Annotated in this window: 15 protein-coding genes; 14 read left to right on the forward strand and 1 reads right to left on the reverse strand. The window is 61.4% G+C overall.

Features of this window, described 5'->3' with window-relative positions:
• The first annotated feature begins 6 nt into the window (after positions 1-6).
• The 7 genes from EWV35_RS02965 to EWV35_RS02995 all read left to right on the forward strand — a co-directional run bounded on the left by EWV35_RS02965 (position 7) and on the right by EWV35_RS02995 (position 9,278).
• The gene (locus EWV35_RS02965) at positions 7-1,305 is read left to right on the forward strand and encodes a homoserine dehydrogenase (RefSeq protein WP_129657974.1); all 1,299 of its coding nucleotides are present in this window, start codon (positions 7-9) and stop codon (positions 1,303-1,305) included.
• 71 nt (positions 1,306-1,376) lie between these two features.
• Positions 1,377-2,477 carry a threonine synthase gene (gene thrC, locus EWV35_RS02970; protein WP_129657976.1) on the forward strand — a complete coding sequence of 367 codons (1,101 nt, stop codon included), beginning with the start codon at positions 1,377-1,379 and terminating at the stop codon, positions 2,475-2,477.
• 11 nt (positions 2,478-2,488) lie between these two features.
• Positions 2,489-3,514, forward strand: a complete 1,026-nt coding sequence (thrB, locus tag EWV35_RS02975) for a homoserine kinase (RefSeq protein WP_238654066.1) — start codon at positions 2,489-2,491, stop codon at positions 3,512-3,514.
• A gap of 370 nt (positions 3,515-3,884) precedes the next feature.
• The gene (gene rho, locus EWV35_RS02980; protein WP_129657980.1) at positions 3,885-6,047 is read left to right on the forward strand and encodes a transcription termination factor Rho; all 2,163 of its coding nucleotides are present in this window, start codon (positions 3,885-3,887) and stop codon (positions 6,045-6,047) included.
• Between the two features lie 132 nt (positions 6,048-6,179).
• Positions 6,180-7,262: a peptide chain release factor 1 gene (prfA, locus tag EWV35_RS02985; protein WP_129657982.1), complete on the forward strand. Its 1,083-nt coding sequence runs from the start codon at positions 6,180-6,182 to the stop codon at positions 7,260-7,262.
• Between the two features lie 15 nt (positions 7,263-7,277).
• On the forward strand, positions 7,278-8,201 hold the full coding sequence (gene prmC, locus EWV35_RS02990) for a peptide chain release factor N(5)-glutamine methyltransferase (protein WP_238654068.1): 924 nt from the start codon (positions 7,278-7,280) through the stop codon (positions 8,199-8,201).
• Between the two features lie 54 nt (positions 8,202-8,255).
• Positions 8,256-9,278: an L-threonylcarbamoyladenylate synthase gene (locus EWV35_RS02995; protein WP_129657984.1), complete on the forward strand. Its 1,023-nt coding sequence runs from the start codon at positions 8,256-8,258 to the stop codon at positions 9,276-9,278.
• A gap of 90 nt (positions 9,279-9,368) precedes the next feature.
• Here EWV35_RS02995 and EWV35_RS03000 read toward each other — a convergent pair whose 3' ends face one another.
• Positions 9,369-10,424, reverse strand: coding sequence for an NAD-dependent epimerase/dehydratase family protein (locus EWV35_RS03000; RefSeq protein ID WP_129657986.1), 1,056 nt, complete (start codon positions 10,422-10,424; stop codon positions 9,369-9,371).
• A 224-nt stretch (positions 10,425-10,648) separates the two neighbouring features.
• On the opposite strand from EWV35_RS03000, the gene EWV35_RS13395 reads away from it, so the two are divergent.
• The 7 genes from EWV35_RS13395 (at position 10,649) to atpE (ending at position 17,510) form a co-directional block, all read left to right on the forward strand.
• The gene (locus tag EWV35_RS13395; RefSeq protein ID WP_129657988.1) at positions 10,649-12,592 is read left to right on the forward strand and encodes a glycosyltransferase; all 1,944 of its coding nucleotides are present in this window, start codon (positions 10,649-10,651) and stop codon (positions 12,590-12,592) included.
• The gene (locus EWV35_RS03010; protein ID WP_129657990.1) at positions 12,589-14,499 is read left to right on the forward strand and encodes a nucleoside-diphosphate sugar epimerase/dehydratase; all 1,911 of its coding nucleotides are present in this window, start codon (positions 12,589-12,591) and stop codon (positions 14,497-14,499) included. Before EWV35_RS13395 ends, EWV35_RS03010 begins: the two co-directional genes overlap by 4 nt.
• Entirely contained in the window at positions 14,496-15,524 is a 1,029-nt protein-coding gene (locus tag EWV35_RS03015) for an MraY family glycosyltransferase (RefSeq protein WP_129657992.1), read from the forward strand. The genes EWV35_RS03010 and EWV35_RS03015 overlap by 4 nt, the downstream gene beginning before the upstream one ends.
• 53 nt (positions 15,525-15,577) lie before the next feature.
• Entirely contained in the window at positions 15,578-16,009 is a 432-nt protein-coding gene (locus tag EWV35_RS03020; RefSeq protein WP_129657994.1) for a hypothetical protein, read from the forward strand.
• The gene (locus EWV35_RS03025) at positions 16,006-16,296 is read left to right on the forward strand and encodes an AtpZ/AtpI family protein (protein ID WP_238654070.1); all 291 of its coding nucleotides are present in this window, start codon (positions 16,006-16,008) and stop codon (positions 16,294-16,296) included. The genes EWV35_RS03020 and EWV35_RS03025 overlap by 4 nt, the downstream gene beginning before the upstream one ends.
• A 153-nt stretch (positions 16,297-16,449) precedes the next feature.
• Positions 16,450-17,184 carry a F0F1 ATP synthase subunit A gene (gene atpB, locus EWV35_RS03030; protein ID WP_129360163.1) on the forward strand — a complete coding sequence of 245 codons (735 nt, stop codon included), beginning with the start codon at positions 16,450-16,452 and terminating at the stop codon, positions 17,182-17,184.
• Between the two features lie 116 nt (positions 17,185-17,300).
• Positions 17,301-17,510, forward strand: a complete 210-nt coding sequence (gene atpE, locus EWV35_RS03035; protein ID WP_129359897.1) for an ATP synthase F0 subunit C — start codon at positions 17,301-17,303, stop codon at positions 17,508-17,510.
• The last annotated feature ends 8 nt before the right edge of the window (positions 17,511-17,518 follow it).

The following is a 17,518-nucleotide window of genomic DNA, read 5'->3' on the forward strand; positions in this document are numbered from 1 at the left end:
GAAACTATGACCGAACCGACGATCAAGGTGGCGCTCCTCGGCGCCGGAACCGTGGGATCGCAGGTCGCACGGGTACTCACGGAAGATTCTGCGGAGTTGGCGCAACGTATTGGCGCGACTCCTCAGCTGGTCGGGATCGCCGTGCGCAGCCTCGACGCCGATCGCGATTACCCAGCCGACGCGTCTCTCTACACCACGGACGCGGAGAGCCTGATCGACCAAGCCGACGTCGTGATCGAGCTGACCGGCGGCATGGAACCTGCGCGGTCACGGATCCTCAGGGCGCTGAATGCGGGTAAGCACGTGGTCTCGGGAAATAAGGCTCTTCTGGCCGCCCACGGAGCGGAACTTCAGCGCGCGGCTCGTGAGAATAGCGCGCAGCTCTCCTATGAAGCAGCTGTCGCAGGTGCTATCCCGATTCTGCGTCCATTGCGCGATTCCCTCGCGGGCGACCACGTCACCCGAGTACTGGGCATCATGAACGGAACGACCAACTTCATCCTGGACGCGATGGATTCGACAGGGGCGCAGTTCGACGATGCCCTGGCCGAAGCCCAACAATTGGGCTACGCGGAGGCCGACCCGACCGCGGACATTGAGGGGCAGGACGCCGCAGCGAAAGCCGCAATCGTCGCCTCGTTGGCGTTTCATTCCGAATTCACGATCGACGATGTTCACTGCCAAGGCATCACCGACATTACCGCCGACGACGTCGCCGCCGCGGCGAGTGACGGATACGTGATCAAGCTCTTGTCCGTCTGCGAGCTCGACGGGGATGGCGTGAACATTCGTGTGAATCCGACCCTGATTCCTCGCTCTCATCCGCTTGCGAGCGTGCGGGACGCCTATAACGCTGTCTTCGTCGAATCCCGGGACGCCGGAGAACTCATGTTCTACGGTCCCGGCGCGGGCGGGGCGCCGACGGCGTCGGCCGTCTTGGGCGACTTCGTGTCTCTGGCCCGTCGCAGCATGCTCGGGGGGCCGGGGGTCCCGGATTACGCGTATGCGAAGCTCCAAGCCACATCGTTGTCCAACGTGGTCTCGCGCTACACGGTCGGTCTGCGCGTTCGGGATCAGCTCGGGGTCCTTGCCGCGATCGCCAACGTCTTCGCCGAGCACGGTGTTTCGATCCAGACTATGCACCAGACCAAACATCGTGATCACGAGGACATCGAAGGCAACCACGCCACGATTCGCATCGTGACTCACAAGACCAGTGACGAGAATCTGCAGTCCACGATCGACGAATTGTCATCGCTGTCCACGGTGTACAGCGTAGCTTCCGTGATACAGGTCGAGGGCTAGCGTCACCTCTCATTCCTCATCCGTCCGACCGGGAACGACCCGGGCCAGAGATAACTAACGTAAGGAACCCCATGGCACACGTTTGGCGAGGAGTCATCAACGAGTACCGCGACCGCCTTCCGGTCACCGAAAAGACCGAAGTCGTCACCCTCGGCGAGGGCGGGACTCCTCTGATCCGTGCCCCCAAGCTCTCCGAACACACCGGCAACGAGGTGTACATCAAGTTCGAGGGCATGAACCCGACCGGGTCGTTCAAAGACCGCGGGATGACCATGGCCATCACGGCGGCCAAGGAACAGGGAGCGGAAGCCGTGGTGTGTGCTTCGACGGGTAATACGTCAGCCTCGGCTGCGGCCTACGCGACGCAGGCGGGCCTGAAGTGCGCAGTGCTGGTTCCGGACGGAAAGATCGCAATGGGCAAGCTCTCGCAAGCGATCGCACACGGGGCCGAACTGCTGCAGGTCAACGGCAACTTCGACAATTGCCTTGAGGTCGCTCGGAAACTCGCCGAGAACTACCCGGTGTTCCTCGTCAACTCGGTCAATCCCGCACGCATCGAGGGCCAGAAGACAGCATCCTTCGAGGTGGTCGACGTCTTGGGAGATGCCCCTGATTATCATTTGCTCCCGGTCGGAAACGCCGGAAACATCACCGCGTACTGGAAGGGATACAAAGAGTATTCGCAGCCCTACGTCAACGACGCGGGAGAAACCATTGAGCCCGTCGCGTCGAAGCGACCCAAGATGTGGGGGTTCCAAGCGGCAGGTGCCGCACCTATAGTTCTGGGACACCCGATCAGCGAGCCGGAGACTATCGCAACTGCGATTCGGATTGGCAATCCTGCTTCCTGGGACAAAGCCGAAATGGCTCGGGACGAGTCCGAGGGCCTCATCGACTCGGTGACCGATGACGAGATCCTCGAAGCCCACCGTTGGCTGTCCTCTCGGGAAGGCGTTTTCGTCGAACCGGCCTCGGCCGCGGGCGTTGCGGGACTTTTGAAGAAGCATCGGGCCGGGGAAGCCCCGAGGGGGGCGACGATCGTTATCACGGTGACCGGGCATGGTCTGAAGGATCCCCAGTGGGCCCTGCGGGGAGCGGACGGCGACGACGTAGAGCCCACTACGGTGGACTTCGACGTCGTCTCGGTCGCCGATGCCTTGGGCTTGGAGTAACAACCATGGGCATGGACACCAGGCCGACATCCCTTGTCGACGGCGAATCTGCGGCGTCCTTCGGGCCAGACATCATCCCGGTGGGCACCAGGGTGCGCGTCACGGTTCCCGGGTCGACGGGGAACGTGGGTCCCGGCTACGATTCCCTCGGACTGGCTCTGGGGCGTTACGACGAGGTGACTGTGGAGAGAATTTCCGGTCGCCTCGCTTTCGACGTGAGCGGCGAGGGCAGCCAGACCGTTCCTCAGACAGAAGACCACTTGGTCGTGCGTGCCATGCGCACCGCATGGCGGGCGATCGGAATACACGAGTTGCCAGGGCTGCGGATCACGGCCCGGAACAACATTCCTCACTCGAGAGGTATGGGATCTTCGGCGTCGGCGATCGTGGCCGGCGTGGTCGCGGCCAATGCCATGGTGCCTGAGGACGTGCGATTGACATCGAACGCTATTCTGCAGATCTGCTCCCAGATGGAAGGGCACCCGGACAACGTCGCGCCGTCCCTGTTCGGCGGGCTGGTCATCTCTTATTCCGGCCCGGACGGCTTCCATTCGGTGCCGGCCCAGGTTCATAGCGACGTCGTCCCGGTCGTTGCGATCCCGGACTACGAAGTACCCACGCGGATCGCCCGTGGTCTGATTCCCGAGTCTGTTCCGCACCGCGAGGCCGCATACAATTCGGGACGCGCTGCTTTGCTGGTTCACGCGATGAAAGACGATCCTTCCGAGCTCTTCGCGGCCACGGAGGACTTTCTGCACCAGCAGTACCGCGCGAGTGCCATGGGACCGACCGCTGGATTGGTATCGCATCTGCGGGGGAGAGGTCTTGCCGCCATCGTTTCCGGCGCGGGGCCGACGGTTCTCATCCTGGCGGAGAATGCCGACTCGGCGGACCGCGCGGCGGGGTTCATCGAGGAATTTGCGCAGGCGCCGTCCAATTACTTCGGAGATCGCCGCGTAAATTGGGATGTCGAAAGGCTGACCATTGATCGCAACGGTGTTATAGTTGAACACGTCGAGTCCGATAAGCTTCTATAGGCTTTCGGTTCTCGCCGGTCGCACGGTCAATTGGAATGATTGGCGTTTGAGTGGGACCGGATCATGATGGTTCACCAATCTGGTGGATCGACGCGTCAGCTGATCGTCCCTGAGCTTTGGTTTTCTGGGGATGAGGGTTTACCCGGCCCACGGGTCGAGTACGCTCAAGTCATTTCAAGAAAATCCCTGCGCGTCGTCGAATCGACATTCTTCGAAGCGGCGAGGGCAAGGAGCGCGTCATTGATCTCTGCACTATCTGGTGCGGGGATTTCGTGCGTATCGCGTTTTTTCTGGTGGTGCGTGCTGACCATTAATATATTCGGGCCTCGTTTCAATATACGAGGGCCATGTCGAGGGGGAAGGATCCTTCGTGACCGTATCGACCGACCTATCGGGTGCGGAACAGCCAACCAACGGTTCGGCTGAACAGACTCGCCAGAACAACGAGTCTCCAGAATCTCAAAACACGCAAAACACAGCCGCGTCCCAGGCCGCAGAGCAGGGAAAAAGCAGTGGCGGATTGAGCGCCTTGAAATTGGCGCAGTTACAGTCGCTGGCGTCCCAACTCGGCATCGTCGGCGCTCGCCGCATGCGGAAGTCTGCACTGGTCGAGGCCATTTCGGCCCACCAGCGCGGCTCGGCCGTCGCTGACCGCGACGAGAAGGCTACTCAGAACAAGTCCAAGGCCGACAAGGGCTCGGATCAGAATCAGGGGCAATCCGAAGGATCCGATCAGAACGGTTCCGAGGAAAGCCAAAAGCCCGCAGCTCAAGGCCAGTCCGAGCGTCCCCAGCGAGGTCGCTCACGTCGGGCCACGTCGGGTGGGAATGTCAAGAATGACGTCCCGCAGTCCGACGAGGAGGGGCAGAAGAACGAGGGCTCCCAGGAGCGCCCAGCCGAGTCTTCCCAGCGCGAACGCGGCGAGGATCGTAGCGCGGAACGCCACAACGGCCGTGAGCAGGATCAGGAGCGCACCAAGCGCAATGATCAGCGCGGCAACAACCAGGGCGGCTCGCAGGATCAGGACGGGCAGAACGAGCGCCGTTCGGATTCGAAGAATGACGACAAGGGCAATAACGACCGGAATCGTCGCAACAAGAACAACAACAAATCCAAGGACAATTCCAGGGACAACGGGCCGAAGGACAACGGCTCCAGGGACAATGGCCCCAAGGAGAACAACTCCGAGGACAACAACCGGAACGACGGCAAGAACAACAACGACCGTCGGAACAACCGGAACAAGGGCAATAACAACGGCCCCGAGGACGACGACCGCAAGGGTCGGAACCGCCGCAACCGGAATCGCAACGACCGTCGTGACCGCCGACGTGGTCGGAACAACGGCCCCGAGGTCGACGACACCGAGGTGACTGAGGACGACGTCTTGCTGCCCGTCGCCGGTATCCTCGACGTACTGGACAATTACGCTTTTGTCCGCACCTCCGGTTACCTGCCCGGTCCCAACGACGTCTATGTCTCGCTCGCCCAGGTCAAGAAGAACCACTTGCGCAAGGGCGACGCCGTTGTCGGTGCGATCCGCGCACCGCGTGAGGGTGAAAACCAGAATAATTCCCGCCAGAAGTTCAACGCTTTGGTTCAGCTGACCAGCGTCAACGGCAAGAAGCCGGAAGAACTCAGCGAGCGTGTGGAATTCAACAAACTGACCCCGTTGTACCCCAACGAGCGTCTTCGCCTCGAGACCGAGCAGAAGAAGATCGGCCCGCGCGTGGTCGACCTCGTTGCCCCGATCGGCAAAGGCCAGCGCGGCCTGATCGTCTCGCCGCCCAAGGCGGGCAAGACGCTCATGCTGCAGTCGATTGCGAACGCGATCACCACCAATAATCCCGAGGTCCACCTCATGATGGTGCTGGTTGACGAACGTCCTGAGGAAGTCACGGACATGCAGCGCACGGTCAAGGGTGAAGTCATTGCCTCGACCTTCGACCGACCTGCCGACGACCACACGACGGTTGCGGAACTGGCCATCGAGCGTGCCAAGCGGCTCGTGGAGATGGGGCACGACGTCGTCGTCCTCCTCGATTCGATGACTCGCCTTGGACGCGCCTACAACCTCGCCGCGCCGGCTTCCGGCCGTATCCTGAGTGGCGGCGTGGACTCCGCGGCGCTGTACCCGCCCAAGCGTTTCTTCGGCGCCGCACGCAACATCGAGGAAGGCGGCTCGCTGACGATCCTGGCAACCGCTCTGGTCGAGACCGGGTCCAAGATGGACGAGGTAATCTTCGAGGAATTCAAGGGCACCGGCAACATGGAATTGCGCCTCTCGCGTCAGCTTGCTGACAAGCGCATCTTCCCGGCCGTGGACGTCAACGAATCCGGAACTCGCCGCGAGGAGAACCTCTTGTCGCCGGACGAGATCAAGATCATGTGGCGGTTGCGTCGTGTGCTGGCCGGATTGGACCAACAGCAGGCGCTCGAGGTCCTCACCAGCAAACTGCGTGACACCCCGACGAACGTGCAGTTCCTTCTTCAGGTGCAGAAGACCACGTTGGGCTCCAAGTCCGACGACTAGCGTTCCTGAACCGACGCCCGGATCCACTCTACGTGGGGCCGGGCGTCGGTTTTTTTCGCGTTCCCCGCCTGTGGCCACGGGAGCGAGTGAGATAATGGAGGCCACACCACAATCTCAATTACCGAGGACCCTATGCTCGATTCCATCCAATCCCTCTTCGATGAGCACCAGGAACTGCAACAGCAGCTGGCCGACCCCGCCGTGCACGCCGACCAAGGCAAGGCCCGCAAGCTAGGACGCCGGTATTCCGAGCTCAACGGCATCGTCGAGGCGTACCGGAAGGTCGAAATGCTTGAAGGCGACCTCGAAGCGGCGCGTGAGATGGCCGGAGAAGATCCAGAATTCGCTGCGGAAGTGCCCTCCCTGGAAGAGTCCCTCAGCGAGGCCCAGGCACGGTTGCACCGACTGTTGATTCCCCGCGACCCGGACGACGGCCGTAACGCCATTCTCGAGGTCAAGGCCGGCGAGGGCGGTGACGAATCTGCTCTCTTCGCGGGTGATCTTCTGCGCATGTATGCTCGGTATGCCGAGCGCAAGGGATGGAAAACTGAGATCCTTTCCTCGACCGAATCGGATTTGGGCGGTTACAAGGACGTCCAAATGGCCGTCAAGTCCACTTCGACCGACCCTGCTGAAGGCGTCTGGGCTCACCTCAAGTACGAGGGCGGTGTGCACCGCGTGCAGCGCGTTCCGGTCACGGAATCGCAGGGCAGAATCCATACATCCGCCGCCGGCGTACTGGTTTTCCCCGAAGTCGATGAGCCGGAAGAGATCGATATCAGCCAGAACGATCTCAAAATCGATGTCTATCGGTCTTCGGGCCCTGGCGGACAGTCAGTCAACACGACGGACTCCGCGGTGCGTATTACTCACTTGCCTACCGGAATCGTGGTGGCAATGCAGAACGAGAAATCACAGTTGCAGAACCGTGAGGCCGCGATGCGCGTTCTCCGTGCTCGTTTGCTGGCCCATCAGCAGGAGCAGCTCGACGCCGAGGCGGCTGAGCACCGGAAGTCACAGGTCAAGACGATGGACCGTTCCGAACGTATCCGTACCTATAACTTCCCGGAGAACAGAATTGCGGACCACCGGACCGGGTACAAGGCCTATAACCTTGACACCGTGATGGGTGGAGACCTCGAACCGGTGGTGCAATCCGCGATCCAGATGGATGAGGAACACCGCCTCGCGGCGCTTGGTCAGGACTCCGAGTAGCAAGTGTCGCCTCAGATGTCCGCAGGCGGATTTCCCAGCTCCGATCCTGGCCGAGCGCTCGAGGAGATGCCTCTGGGGCTTGCCCTCCGCGAGGCGGAGAACCGACTGCGTAGGGCAGGCATCGAATCCCCTCGCGCCGATGTCGAGTTGTTGGCTGCGCACCTGCTCCGAGCCGAGCAAGGAGAAGAAGTTTCGCGGGGACAAGTCGTTGCGTGGGCGGTGGCAGGAAACGTCGGAACCCCCGCGGGATTCGACGAACTCGTCATGGCCCGCTCCTCGCGCATCCCGCTTCAGCACCTGACCGGCCGCGCATATTTTCGTCATCTGTGCCTCGACGTCGGACCCGGGGTGTTCATTCCTCGTCCGGAGACCGAAGTGCTGATCGAAGAGTTGAATACTTTCTTGCAGCAATCCTCTCAGGGAGAGCGGCCGGTGGTGGTCGACCTGGCCACGGGATCCGGTGCCCTCGCGCTGGCGGCGGCGCAGGAGAACCCAGAATGTGAGGTTTACGGCGTCGAGCTGTCGCCGAGCGCAGCCGCGTGGGCGCGGCGAAACGTCGTCTCCACGGGACTGCCGGTGGAGATCATCGTCGATGACGCTGCGCATGCGCTCGTCGGTTGGGAATCGAGCGTGACCGCCGTGGTCAGCAATCCTCCGTACATACCCAGCGCCGCAATCCCCAAGGACCCTGAGGTCGCCGAGCACGACCCGGACATGGCCTTGTACGGTGGATCTGAGGACGGATTCGCGATCCCGCGCGGGATAGTCCGGCGTGCGGCGCAGCTGCTTCTGCCGGGTGGAATGCTCATTATGGAGCACGCGGAGGTCCAGGCCGAAGGTGCCGCCGAAATCTTTTCGGCTATGGGGTTCCACACTATTGAGACCATTACAGACTTGACCGGACGCCCACGGGCAACCAAGGGTTACTCTGGTGTCTGAGATATCCCGTGGATTACGGGACCATCAACCGAAGCAACGAAAGACGCATCGATCGTGACCGCAACCGTATACCCCGTCACCACCGAGGAAGAGCGCGAGTCCGCGCTTTCCGCCATTGAAAAAGCCATGCTGGATGGCCGCACCGCAGTGATTCCCACGGACACGGTGTACGGAATCGCCGCGGATGCTTTTTCTCGCGGAGGGGTGCAACAGCTTCTCAACGCCAAGGGCAGATCGCGCCGAATGCCGCCACCCGTGCTGATTGCCGACTCGAGCGTGCTTCCTGGGCTCGCAGACGAACTCAGCTCGGACGCACAGGCGCTCGCCGAAGCTTTTTGGCCAGGGGCAATGACGCTTATTGTTTTTTCGCAGCCTTCACTCAACTGGGATCTCGGCGAGACCGAGGGAACCGTTGCCCTGCGCGTTCCCGATGACGAACTCACCCGGGAGATCCTCAGGCGCACCGGCCCGTTGGCCGTTTCGAGCGCCAACCGCACGGGGCTGACCGCTGCAACCAACGGGGAAGAGGCGTTCGAGCAACTCGGAGAGAGAGTTGAAGCCATCGTTGACGCCGGAGTCCGTCCGGTCGGTCGCGATCCGGAGACGTCCAGCGCGGACGTTGCACCCTCGACGATCGTCGATGTCACGGGAGAGCGACCCGTTGTGGTCCGCCTGGGGGCGATCAGCCTGGAGCAGATCAAGAGCGTGGCTCGTACCGCGATCACCTTGGAACAGCTGGAGCAAGAGAAGAGTTCCGTATCTTCTGCGAAGGCTGAGAATTACCAGGAGTCGTCGGCCGATGAAGGGACCTCCGGTGCGAGCGACGAAGCTGTGCGCGGTCCTGGAGACGGGCCCCGGGCCGCGTCGGCGCCCGAAGGCTCGATCGAGGCGGGATTGCTCACGGCGGATGCCGCATCGAGCCGGGCCGCCGGCGACCAGCCCGTCGACCAGTTGCGGAGCAAAGTCACAGATGGCCGCTCATCGACGAGGACGGAACGCGTCAAGGACGCTCGGCCACTCGGCGTGGACGAAGCTCGAGCCCTTCTTTTTCCACAGAATCAGGACGAGCAGGAGTAGGCCGAGTCACCCCAAGCCGAGGAAGGGGGCCCGCCGATCGACAACGATCAACGGGCCCCCTTCCTCGGCTGGCGCAGGCGAAGTCGGCGACTAGCGCTTGGAGCCGGTCGCGGTATGCGCTTCTCTCAGGACCGCGCCGATGCGCCGCTCCGGGAGGAGATCGTTCTCGGTAGCCCAGGTATCGTCCTGACCCTGGCCGAACCACATCAGCTCGGCCCGTCGGACGGCGCCTTGGAGCCGCTCGTTCATCGCCGAGGAGAGAACATGGCCAAATTTGACGCCAAGACGCAGAATGAAGGCCGGAACCCTACGGGGATTGCGTCGTCCGGCATCTCGGATGACGGACGCCGTGGTGGCGCCTTCCCAAGGCTGGAGAACAATCGACGGCAGTTCTCCCTCGAACTTGCCGACCGCTACGACGTATTCGGCCAGGGCATGGACCGACGTAACGGGTGTGGCTCGGTCGCCGTTTCCGGCGACGACAGCCAGCGGAGAGGAGGCGACACGCGCGAGATTCGACGTAGTTTTGCGCCCGGAACCTTGCACGGAAGTGGCGCGGAGGATGCACAATTCCGCCGCATGGTTCGGCCCCACCTGGGCCGGAGAGTTGCTGGGAGCAGGAGGAAAGTCCGAGGCGGCCGAGCCGGGAGCGGCGCCGGCATGGGCCGTGGCATTGATGAAATCGCGAAGTCTGAGGACGCAGTCCTCCCCCAAGGCTTTGGAAAAGGAATACGCGGAGAATGGGGCAGTGGCTTCGGACGCGTCCAGTACGGGACGCGCTCCCTGTACTGCCGCCGAACTCAAATGGATCACGCGCCGCACGCCGGTGCGTTGCGCGGCAACCACGACCACGGTCGGTAACAGTGCGTTGGCTCCGACCAGAGATGGCAAGTCATTCTGATCCGGGGCTGACAAGCCGGCGGCGTTGACCACAACGTCCGCGCCCGCGAAAGAGTCCGCCAAGTAGTCGATCACGGATTCAAGTCGCCTGGCCTCGGAAATCACTTGGCCGGCTGACTCTGACGACGTCGCCAGCCGCGGCGCGGATACGGGGGAGGCGCTGATCCCCTCCTGCTGGAGTCTGGTCATGATGGCCGACCCCGCGAAACCTGTGGCCCCGAGAACTCGCCAGGTACTCTGACTCATACTTCCTCGCTTTCGTCGACGCAACTGATCGCGTTGATAGCCCCGATTTGAGCTACATGCCGCGGTAAACTGTCAGTTGCCGTTCATCGGTGCGATCATCGCACCTTCTTGAGACCACTTTACTGACCAAATCGCGCTAACTTCACCATGCGGGCACGAACCGCCCCTCGGAGAAAAGATCAGCTCGTACCGTCGGGCCGACGTGTGCGAGGGGAAAGGACAGAGTGCAGCCGAAATCCGTCGCAGGGCGAGGGGAGACCCCGAACCCGCGGGTGGTGGCCGTCATCGTGACTTTCAACCGCCTTAACCTCCTCCGCAAGACTCTCTCGGGCGTAGCCAACGGACGTCGTGTCCCGGATCACGTGGTCCTCGTGGACAATGCGTCCACGGATGAGACCCCTCAATTCCTGGAGAACCTCGACTACGGTTTGCCGATCGACAGGGTCCGCCTCAACCGGAACCTCGGTGGCGCCGGGGGCTTTGCGGTCGGCATCGATCGTGCACTGGCCGTTCACGACGCTGACCTGGTCTGGGTCATGGACGATGACACCGAACCGCTGGCCGAGACACTCGCGGAATCCGTGGAAGCCTGGGTCGACTATTCCGATGCCCCCGAGGAGCGTCCGGCATTCATCGCCAGTAATGTCGTGTGGACCGATGGCAGGGAACATCCCATGAATTCGATGATCGAGCGCATCGGGGCGACACGAGAGCAGAAAGAACGAGCGAACAAAGTCGGAGGCAAAACGATCCGTTCCGGATCGTTCGTGTCCCTTCTCATGGATGCCGCGGCCATGAGGAGAGTGGGTCTTCCGATTGTCGATTACTTCATTTGGAACGACGATTTCGAATATTCGACTCGCCTCGCGCGGTTCCGGGATGCCATATCCCTGCCGTCCTCAGTCGTAGCTCACCACACCAAGACTTTTGGCACAACGGACGTGGACCCGGGCCCGCGGTTCTACAACGACGTGCGCAACAAACTCTGGGTTTTCAGCCGAAGTCAGTCCCTGGCCCCGTGGGAGAAGATTCTCTACGGGGGTGCGACGGGTCGGCTGTGGATCAGGACTTTCCGAAACAGCTCGAACCGCCAGGCTTTGGCCAAGTATTTGGCGCGCGGCTTCTGGGACGCAGTGCGTGCCCCCAGGAGCAACCGCCAGGCTCTCTCTGGGGTATATGACCTCGATTCCCATTCGACTCCGGAGCAAGAATCGGCCCCAAAGATTCAACATGAACCTGAGGAAGAGGGGTTCTCTCTCCTGATGCCCGTGTATCACCGTGATACGCCGGGGGCGTTGCGCCGAGCTTTTGCATCGAATGTCTGGGAACAGACCGTGGCTCCGCATGAAGTTGTGGTGGTGGTCGATGGTCCGGTCGGCTCCGAACTCGACGAAGAAATCTTGAGATCGGTTCGAGAAGTCGAAAACCACGGAATACCGGTCCAGGTGAAAAGGCTTCTGCGCAACGGCGGCCTGGCCAATGCCTTGAACGTCGGACTGGCCGCGTGCAGCTTCCGCGTCGTCGCCCGCGCCGATGCCGACGACGAGTCCGTTCCGGAACGATTCGAGCTGATGATTCCGTCCGTGCTCGAAGGCCGCCACCAGGCCGTCGGGTCCGCCATGTATGAGATGGACGAAGAATTTGGCCAAGTTCAATCTATACGTAAAGTTGAAACCGATGAGCGCGCGATTCGACGGGTCGCGACCATGCGCAACCCCCTGTGTCATCCGACGGTAGTCCTGGACGCCCGGGCGGTTCGTGACGTGGGCGGTTACGAGACGATTCCTGGCGCAGAGGACTACGGTCTCTGGGCCCGAATGCTCGACGCCGGGTATGCTTTGGGAAATTTTGCCGAACCGCTCGTGAAATACCGCGCGGGGGCGGCATCGTGGGACCGGCGCGGTGGAGTCCCTGCCGCGATTCGGGAGTTGGACCTGCAACGACACCTCCGGGCCTCCGGGTTCATCGGCCCCGTCCGGTGGGCGCGTAATGTGGTGTTGCGCGGTGGATACCGGCTCATACCGCGGCAGTGGAGGGTCGGAACCTACCGTGCGTTGATCGGTAGACGAGGATCGAGCGCTTCTCGTGTTCAGGACGGACGAACCCCGGCGGTGCGATCCGGCATGAGACATAATGAGGCGTCACAGGAAGGAAACCAGCCCCTATGAGCGGCTCCGCACTATCCGGCGAGCGGTCGAGTACCGGATACGAACGACCGCGTCTTTGGCTGTGGACCCAGGTCTTCTTGGATTCTGTCGCCTGGGTCGTGGCGGTTCTTCTGAGCCTCTTCCTGCGCTACGAGATGGACTACAAGCTCGTGCACACCCCTGGTCTTGTACTCGTTTGCGTACTGGCCGTCGTCGCGCAGCTCGTCGTCGGCAGCGTGTTCGCGTTGTACCGCGGCAGATACAGTTTTGGCAGCTTTGATGAGGCCAAGGCCCTGATGTTGGTCACGGTCATCGTGACCGCCCTGGTGCAGATCGTGCTCCTGTTCTTCGGAGTCTCGTTGCACATGCCGCGGTCCATTCCCCTGATCGCTTTCCCCTTCGCCCTGCTGTTCATGGCCGCGGTGCGCTATCTCAAGCGCATGTACGTGGAATCGAAATCGAAACCCAGTGCCCATGCTCCGCACGCGGTCGTCTATGGCGCAGGTTTCTTGGCCAACACCCTGATCACCCAAATGGTGCAGGACAAGGATTCGCCGTATCTGCCCGTTGCGTTGATCGACGACGACCCGGCCAAAAAGCACCTGCGCATCAATTCGGTTCCGGTCTCCGGCAATATCACGCATTTGCGTCAGGTCATGAGGCGCGCGAATGCCCGTGTCCTGATCATCGCGATGGCCAACGTCAAATCGTCGCTCATGACGCAGATCAACGAAGAGCTCGAAGGCATGGACGTTCGGATTCTGACGGCCCCTCCGCTGCGAGACATGTTCGGCAATACGGCGGGAAACACCTTGGATCTGCGAGACATCCGCCTCGAGGACATCGTGGGGCAGCGGGCCGTGGACATCAACGTGGAGGGCATCGCCAAGTATCTGACGGGCAAGCGTGTCCTGGTCACCGGCGCTGGGGGCTCCATAGGTTCAGAACTGTGTCGACAGATCGGTCATTTCTCGCCTTCCGAGCTCATCATGCTGGACCGTGACGAATCGGCTCTCCAGGCCACCCAGATTTCGATGACGGGGCGTGGCCTTCTCGACGGGCAGGACACCGTACTCGCGGACATTCGGGATCGGGAAGCGCTCAACTCCATCTTCGCCATGCGCCGTCCGCAGGTCGTCTTCCATGCTGCGGCCCTCAAACATGTTTCCTTGTTGGAGCAGTACCCCAACGAAGCCTGGCAGACCAACGTCGAAGGCTCCCGCAACGTCCTTCAGGCCTCAGCCTCCGTCGACGTCGAGGTCTTCGTCAATGTTTCGACCGACAAAGCTGCTGACCCGACCACGGTGCTCGGCCACTCGAAACGGATGGCCGAGAAAATGACCGCTTGGATGGGACATCACACGAACGGGCGTTACGCCTCGGTGCGTTTCGGCAATGTCTTCGGGTCCAGGGGATCGATGTTGCCTCTTTTCACGGAGCAGATTCGTCGCGGCGGCCCGATCACGGTGACGGACAAAGAGGCCACTCGCTACTTCATGACGATTCCGGAAGCCTGTCAGCTGGTCATTCAAGCCGGTGCCATCGGCGCTCCGGGCGAGGTGCTCATTCTGGACATGGGACAACCGGTCCGCATTTACGACGTCGCGCGTCATCTCATCCAGATGAGCGGTCGCAACGACATCGAGATCGTTTTCACGGGCCTGCGGCAGGGTGAGAAACTGCACGAGGACCTGGTCGGAGCAGGGGAGCTGGGGACCCATCGTGGCCATCCGCAGATCTCTCACACGCAATCGACCCAGCTTGATCCCGCCCGGTTGGATCGCCACGAATGGAAAGTTAGGGGAAACATCCCGACGACGCAAGAGATGCCCGTGATCGGTCAGTCGTCGACCACCTGGGCGGAGCGTGCGTCCACCGACGGAACTGCCTCGAGCGCCGACGACGACGGCCGTGAAGAGTCAGCATGATAGAGACAGCCTCTCCCGGACCCTCGCAATTTCTGATCCCGGCCTTGACAGCCCTGGTGCTGGGCTTGGTCCTGCCCTTCGCGGTTCTGCCCTTCCTGAGGTGGCTGGGAATCGTGGACATCCCGGGCCACCGGTCCTCCCATACGGTTCCTACCGTCCGGGGAATGGGCCTGGCAACGGCTATCGCGGCGTTGCTCGCGTTGGGGATGAGCACTCTGATGGCGCTCGTCGACGTCGACCGGTCGGTCATGGTAGCGGTTGTCGTTGGAATGATCGCTTCGGCCGCTCTCGGTTGGGCCGAAGATTACCGGGGACTTCCCGTCAGATGGCGGGCCGGCTTTCAACTCCTGATCGGCTTGGCGGTGACTTCGGCGCTCACTTACATTCTGGGCACCCCGGCGTGGTGGATCCCCGTGGGCATGCTCGCCATCGCCGGATATATCAACGTTGCCAATTTCATGGACGGGCTCAACGGGATTTCGGGCTTGCAGGGTCTGGTCGTGGGAGCGGCTTATGCCTATGCGGGATGGGCCACTCACCTGACATGGCTTGTGGTCTGTGGTGCCGCGATCGCCGGTGCCTTCTTGGCGTTCCTACCCTGGAATCTGGCCGGAAAACGTGTATTCCTCGGCGATACGGGCTCGTATTTTCTCGGCGGGGCCATCGCCTGCTGCGCGGTGGCCGCATTTCTTTCGAATATTTACGTCGAGTACATTCTTTCCCCGCTGGTCATTTATCTCGCGGACACGGGCTTCACCCTCGTCAAGAGGATCTACCGGGGCGAAGCCTGGTATCAACCGCATCGTCAGCACGTCTATCAGCAACTGACCGACCTGGGGTTCAGCCACGTGGCTTCGTCGCTCGTGGTGACTTTCGCGACCGTCGCGGTCACAGTCATTACCGTAGTAGCCCTGCCCTTTGAGGTGGACGGGCTGATGTGGATGGGCCTCCTCGTGGTCTGCATCGTGATTCTCTATCTGGCACTGCCGACAATCCTTGGGAAAATGCGGAGCGGCGCATCATGAAGCTGCCTCCGTGGCTGAGACGAGACCGGCAAACCGACCGACCCGCGCTTTTTATGAGCGAGGCTTCCTTGGGCAACCTTGGCGTGTCCTTTGTGATTTTCGTCATCATCGCGGCAATTTATGACGTGAGGCACGCTGCCCCCGCCGCCGTCTTCGGGTTGGGAATCATTGTGATTTCCACGCTTGCAACGTGGCTCGTGACGTTACTCGTGACCCGCCTGGGGCAGGACCCTGCGCTGTTCCTGCTCGTCGGTTACGTCATCAAGATCATGGTCGGCGCCGCTTTGCTGCTCGTGGTGCCGTTCCCGCAGTCGTGGTCCGCCGCATGGGCGCTTGCCGCGGCAATCTGGGCAGTGGTGACGATCCTGGGAACTCAACTATGGGTAATCGGGCGCCTCCGGATACCATATTTCTCATCAGCCGATTCGGTGCCAACTCGGCACTCGGGGAAGACCAACCACTGTGAGGGCGGAAAAGACTCATGACTTCGGATCGCCAGGGAGGCAATCCCAGGTCCAGAGCGTTCCGGGATCAACCGGAAAAGCAAGACCTTCGCAACGCCGGGGACCTCGTTAACCAGGGCGGACTGTCCGGGTCGATCATGGTCCTTCTCTACGTAGTGATCGGTACGGCCTTCTGGAGTTTGGTAGGCTTTGGGCTGGATCGCTTGCTGGGGACACGATGGATCGTGTGGCTCGGCGCTGGCATAGGGGCCTTCGCCGGTTTCTACTTGGTGTACCTCCATATGCGGCCGCGGGACGGCGACGACTAGTCGCTTCAGACCTCCTCAAGCAACTGACCGAATACTTGATCGAGGCCTTGAGCAATCTCTGGCTTCGAGGACGCAAACCTTCCTGAGAAAGGACACGCCTTGCTGGAAACCGGGCACGTCGTCGCGGCATATCAGGCCCCCACGATCGAGGACATGCATCTGCCTGATCTGTTCAACGTCGGTAGCTTCGGCTTCGGCAAGCAGATGCTCCTGATGCTGCTGGCGGTCGCCGTTGTGGCCGTATTCTTCATGGTCGCCGGCCGTCGTCGCGCCATGGTTCCTGGAAAACTCCAGTTCGCGGGCGAAATGGGTTACGGATTCGTCCGAAATTCTCTGGCCAAGGACATCATCGGCGTTCACCACTTCAAGCCGTTCGTGCCTCTGTTGTTCACTTCCTTCTTCTTCATCCTGGTCAACAACCTCTGGGGTTCGATCCCTTTCTTCCAGCTTCCGACCTTCTCACACGCCGGCAGCGCCTACTTCATGGCCGGTTTCGCGTATCTGTGCTGGGTCGGCGCGGGGATCAAGAACAAGGGCGTTGGCGGCTTCTTCAAAGCCATGACCATGCCTTCCGGTGTTCCTCCGGTTTTCTACATCATCCTGATTCCGATCGAGTTCTTGTCGAACCTGATTATTCGTCCGATCACGCACTCCCTGCGTTTGTTCGCAACCATGTTCGCCGGCCACATGGCCATCATGGTTGCGGCAAGTCTGACCGCATTCCTGATTACCCAGGTCGGAGGGCTCGGAATCGTGGCTTCGCTCTTCTCCGGCGTTTTCGGAATCTTCCTCTTCTTCCTGGAACTGTTGATTCAGGCCATCCAGGCATACGTTTTCACGCTTCTCTTCGCGGTCTACCTTCAGGGCGCCGTGGCGGAAGCACACTAGAATTCCGGGGAAACCTGGATCGGGGTTTGACCTGCCCATCGGTCGAATCCACCGCCATAGACATGCCCTCGCGGCACATTAAGCCCGAACTCGGGCATCACGAAAGGAAATAGCCAATGGAAATTACAGGTTCGCTCAGCGCCATCGGTTACGGTCTCGCAGCCATCGGCGGCGGCATCGGCGTCGGCCTCATCTTCGCGGCTTACATGACCTCCGTTGCCCGTCAGCCCGAGTCCCAGCGCGTTCTGCAGCCCATGCTGTTCCTGGGCTTCGCCGTGGTTGAGGCTCTCGCGATTCTGGGTCTGGTTCTGGCATTCATCCAGTAGCCCCGCAG

Origin of the sequence: Rothia uropygialis (assembly GCF_004137765.1) — a bacterium.
Lineage (GTDB): Bacteria > Actinomycetota > Actinomycetes > Actinomycetales > Micrococcaceae > Rothia.

Bases quoted from the DNA above. Each gene is read 5' to 3' on its own strand.
- atpE (WP_129359897.1), top strand. From the start codon at position 17,301: ATGGAAATTACAGGTTCGCTCAGCGCCATCGGTTACGGTCTCGCAGCC.
- EWV35_RS03000 (WP_129657986.1), bottom strand. From the start codon at position 10,424: ATGAGTCAGAGTACCTGGCGAGTTCTCGGGGCCACAGGTTTCGCGGGG.
- thrC (WP_129657976.1), top strand. From the start codon at position 1,377: ATGGCACACGTTTGGCGAGGAGTCATCAACGAGTACCGCGACCGCCTT.
- EWV35_RS03020 (WP_129657994.1), top strand. From the start codon at position 15,578: ATGAGCGAGGCTTCCTTGGGCAACCTTGGCGTGTCCTTTGTGATTTTC.
- EWV35_RS02965 (WP_129657974.1), top strand. From the start codon at position 7: ATGACCGAACCGACGATCAAGGTGGCGCTCCTCGGCGCCGGAACCGTG.
- atpB (WP_129360163.1), top strand. From the start codon at position 16,450: ATGCATCTGCCTGATCTGTTCAACGTCGGTAGCTTCGGCTTCGGCAAG.
- EWV35_RS03015 (WP_129657992.1), top strand. From the start codon at position 14,496: ATGATAGAGACAGCCTCTCCCGGACCCTCGCAATTTCTGATCCCGGCC.
- prmC (WP_238654068.1), top strand. From the start codon at position 7,278: ATGTCCGCAGGCGGATTTCCCAGCTCCGATCCTGGCCGAGCGCTCGAG.
- thrB (WP_238654066.1), top strand. From the start codon at position 2,489: ATGGACACCAGGCCGACATCCCTTGTCGACGGCGAATCTGCGGCGTCC.
- EWV35_RS03010 (WP_129657990.1), top strand. From the start codon at position 12,589: ATGAGCGGCTCCGCACTATCCGGCGAGCGGTCGAGTACCGGATACGAA.
- EWV35_RS03025 (WP_238654070.1), top strand. From the start codon at position 16,006: ATGACTTCGGATCGCCAGGGAGGCAATCCCAGGTCCAGAGCGTTCCGG.
- prfA (WP_129657982.1), top strand. From the start codon at position 6,180: ATGCTCGATTCCATCCAATCCCTCTTCGATGAGCACCAGGAACTGCAA.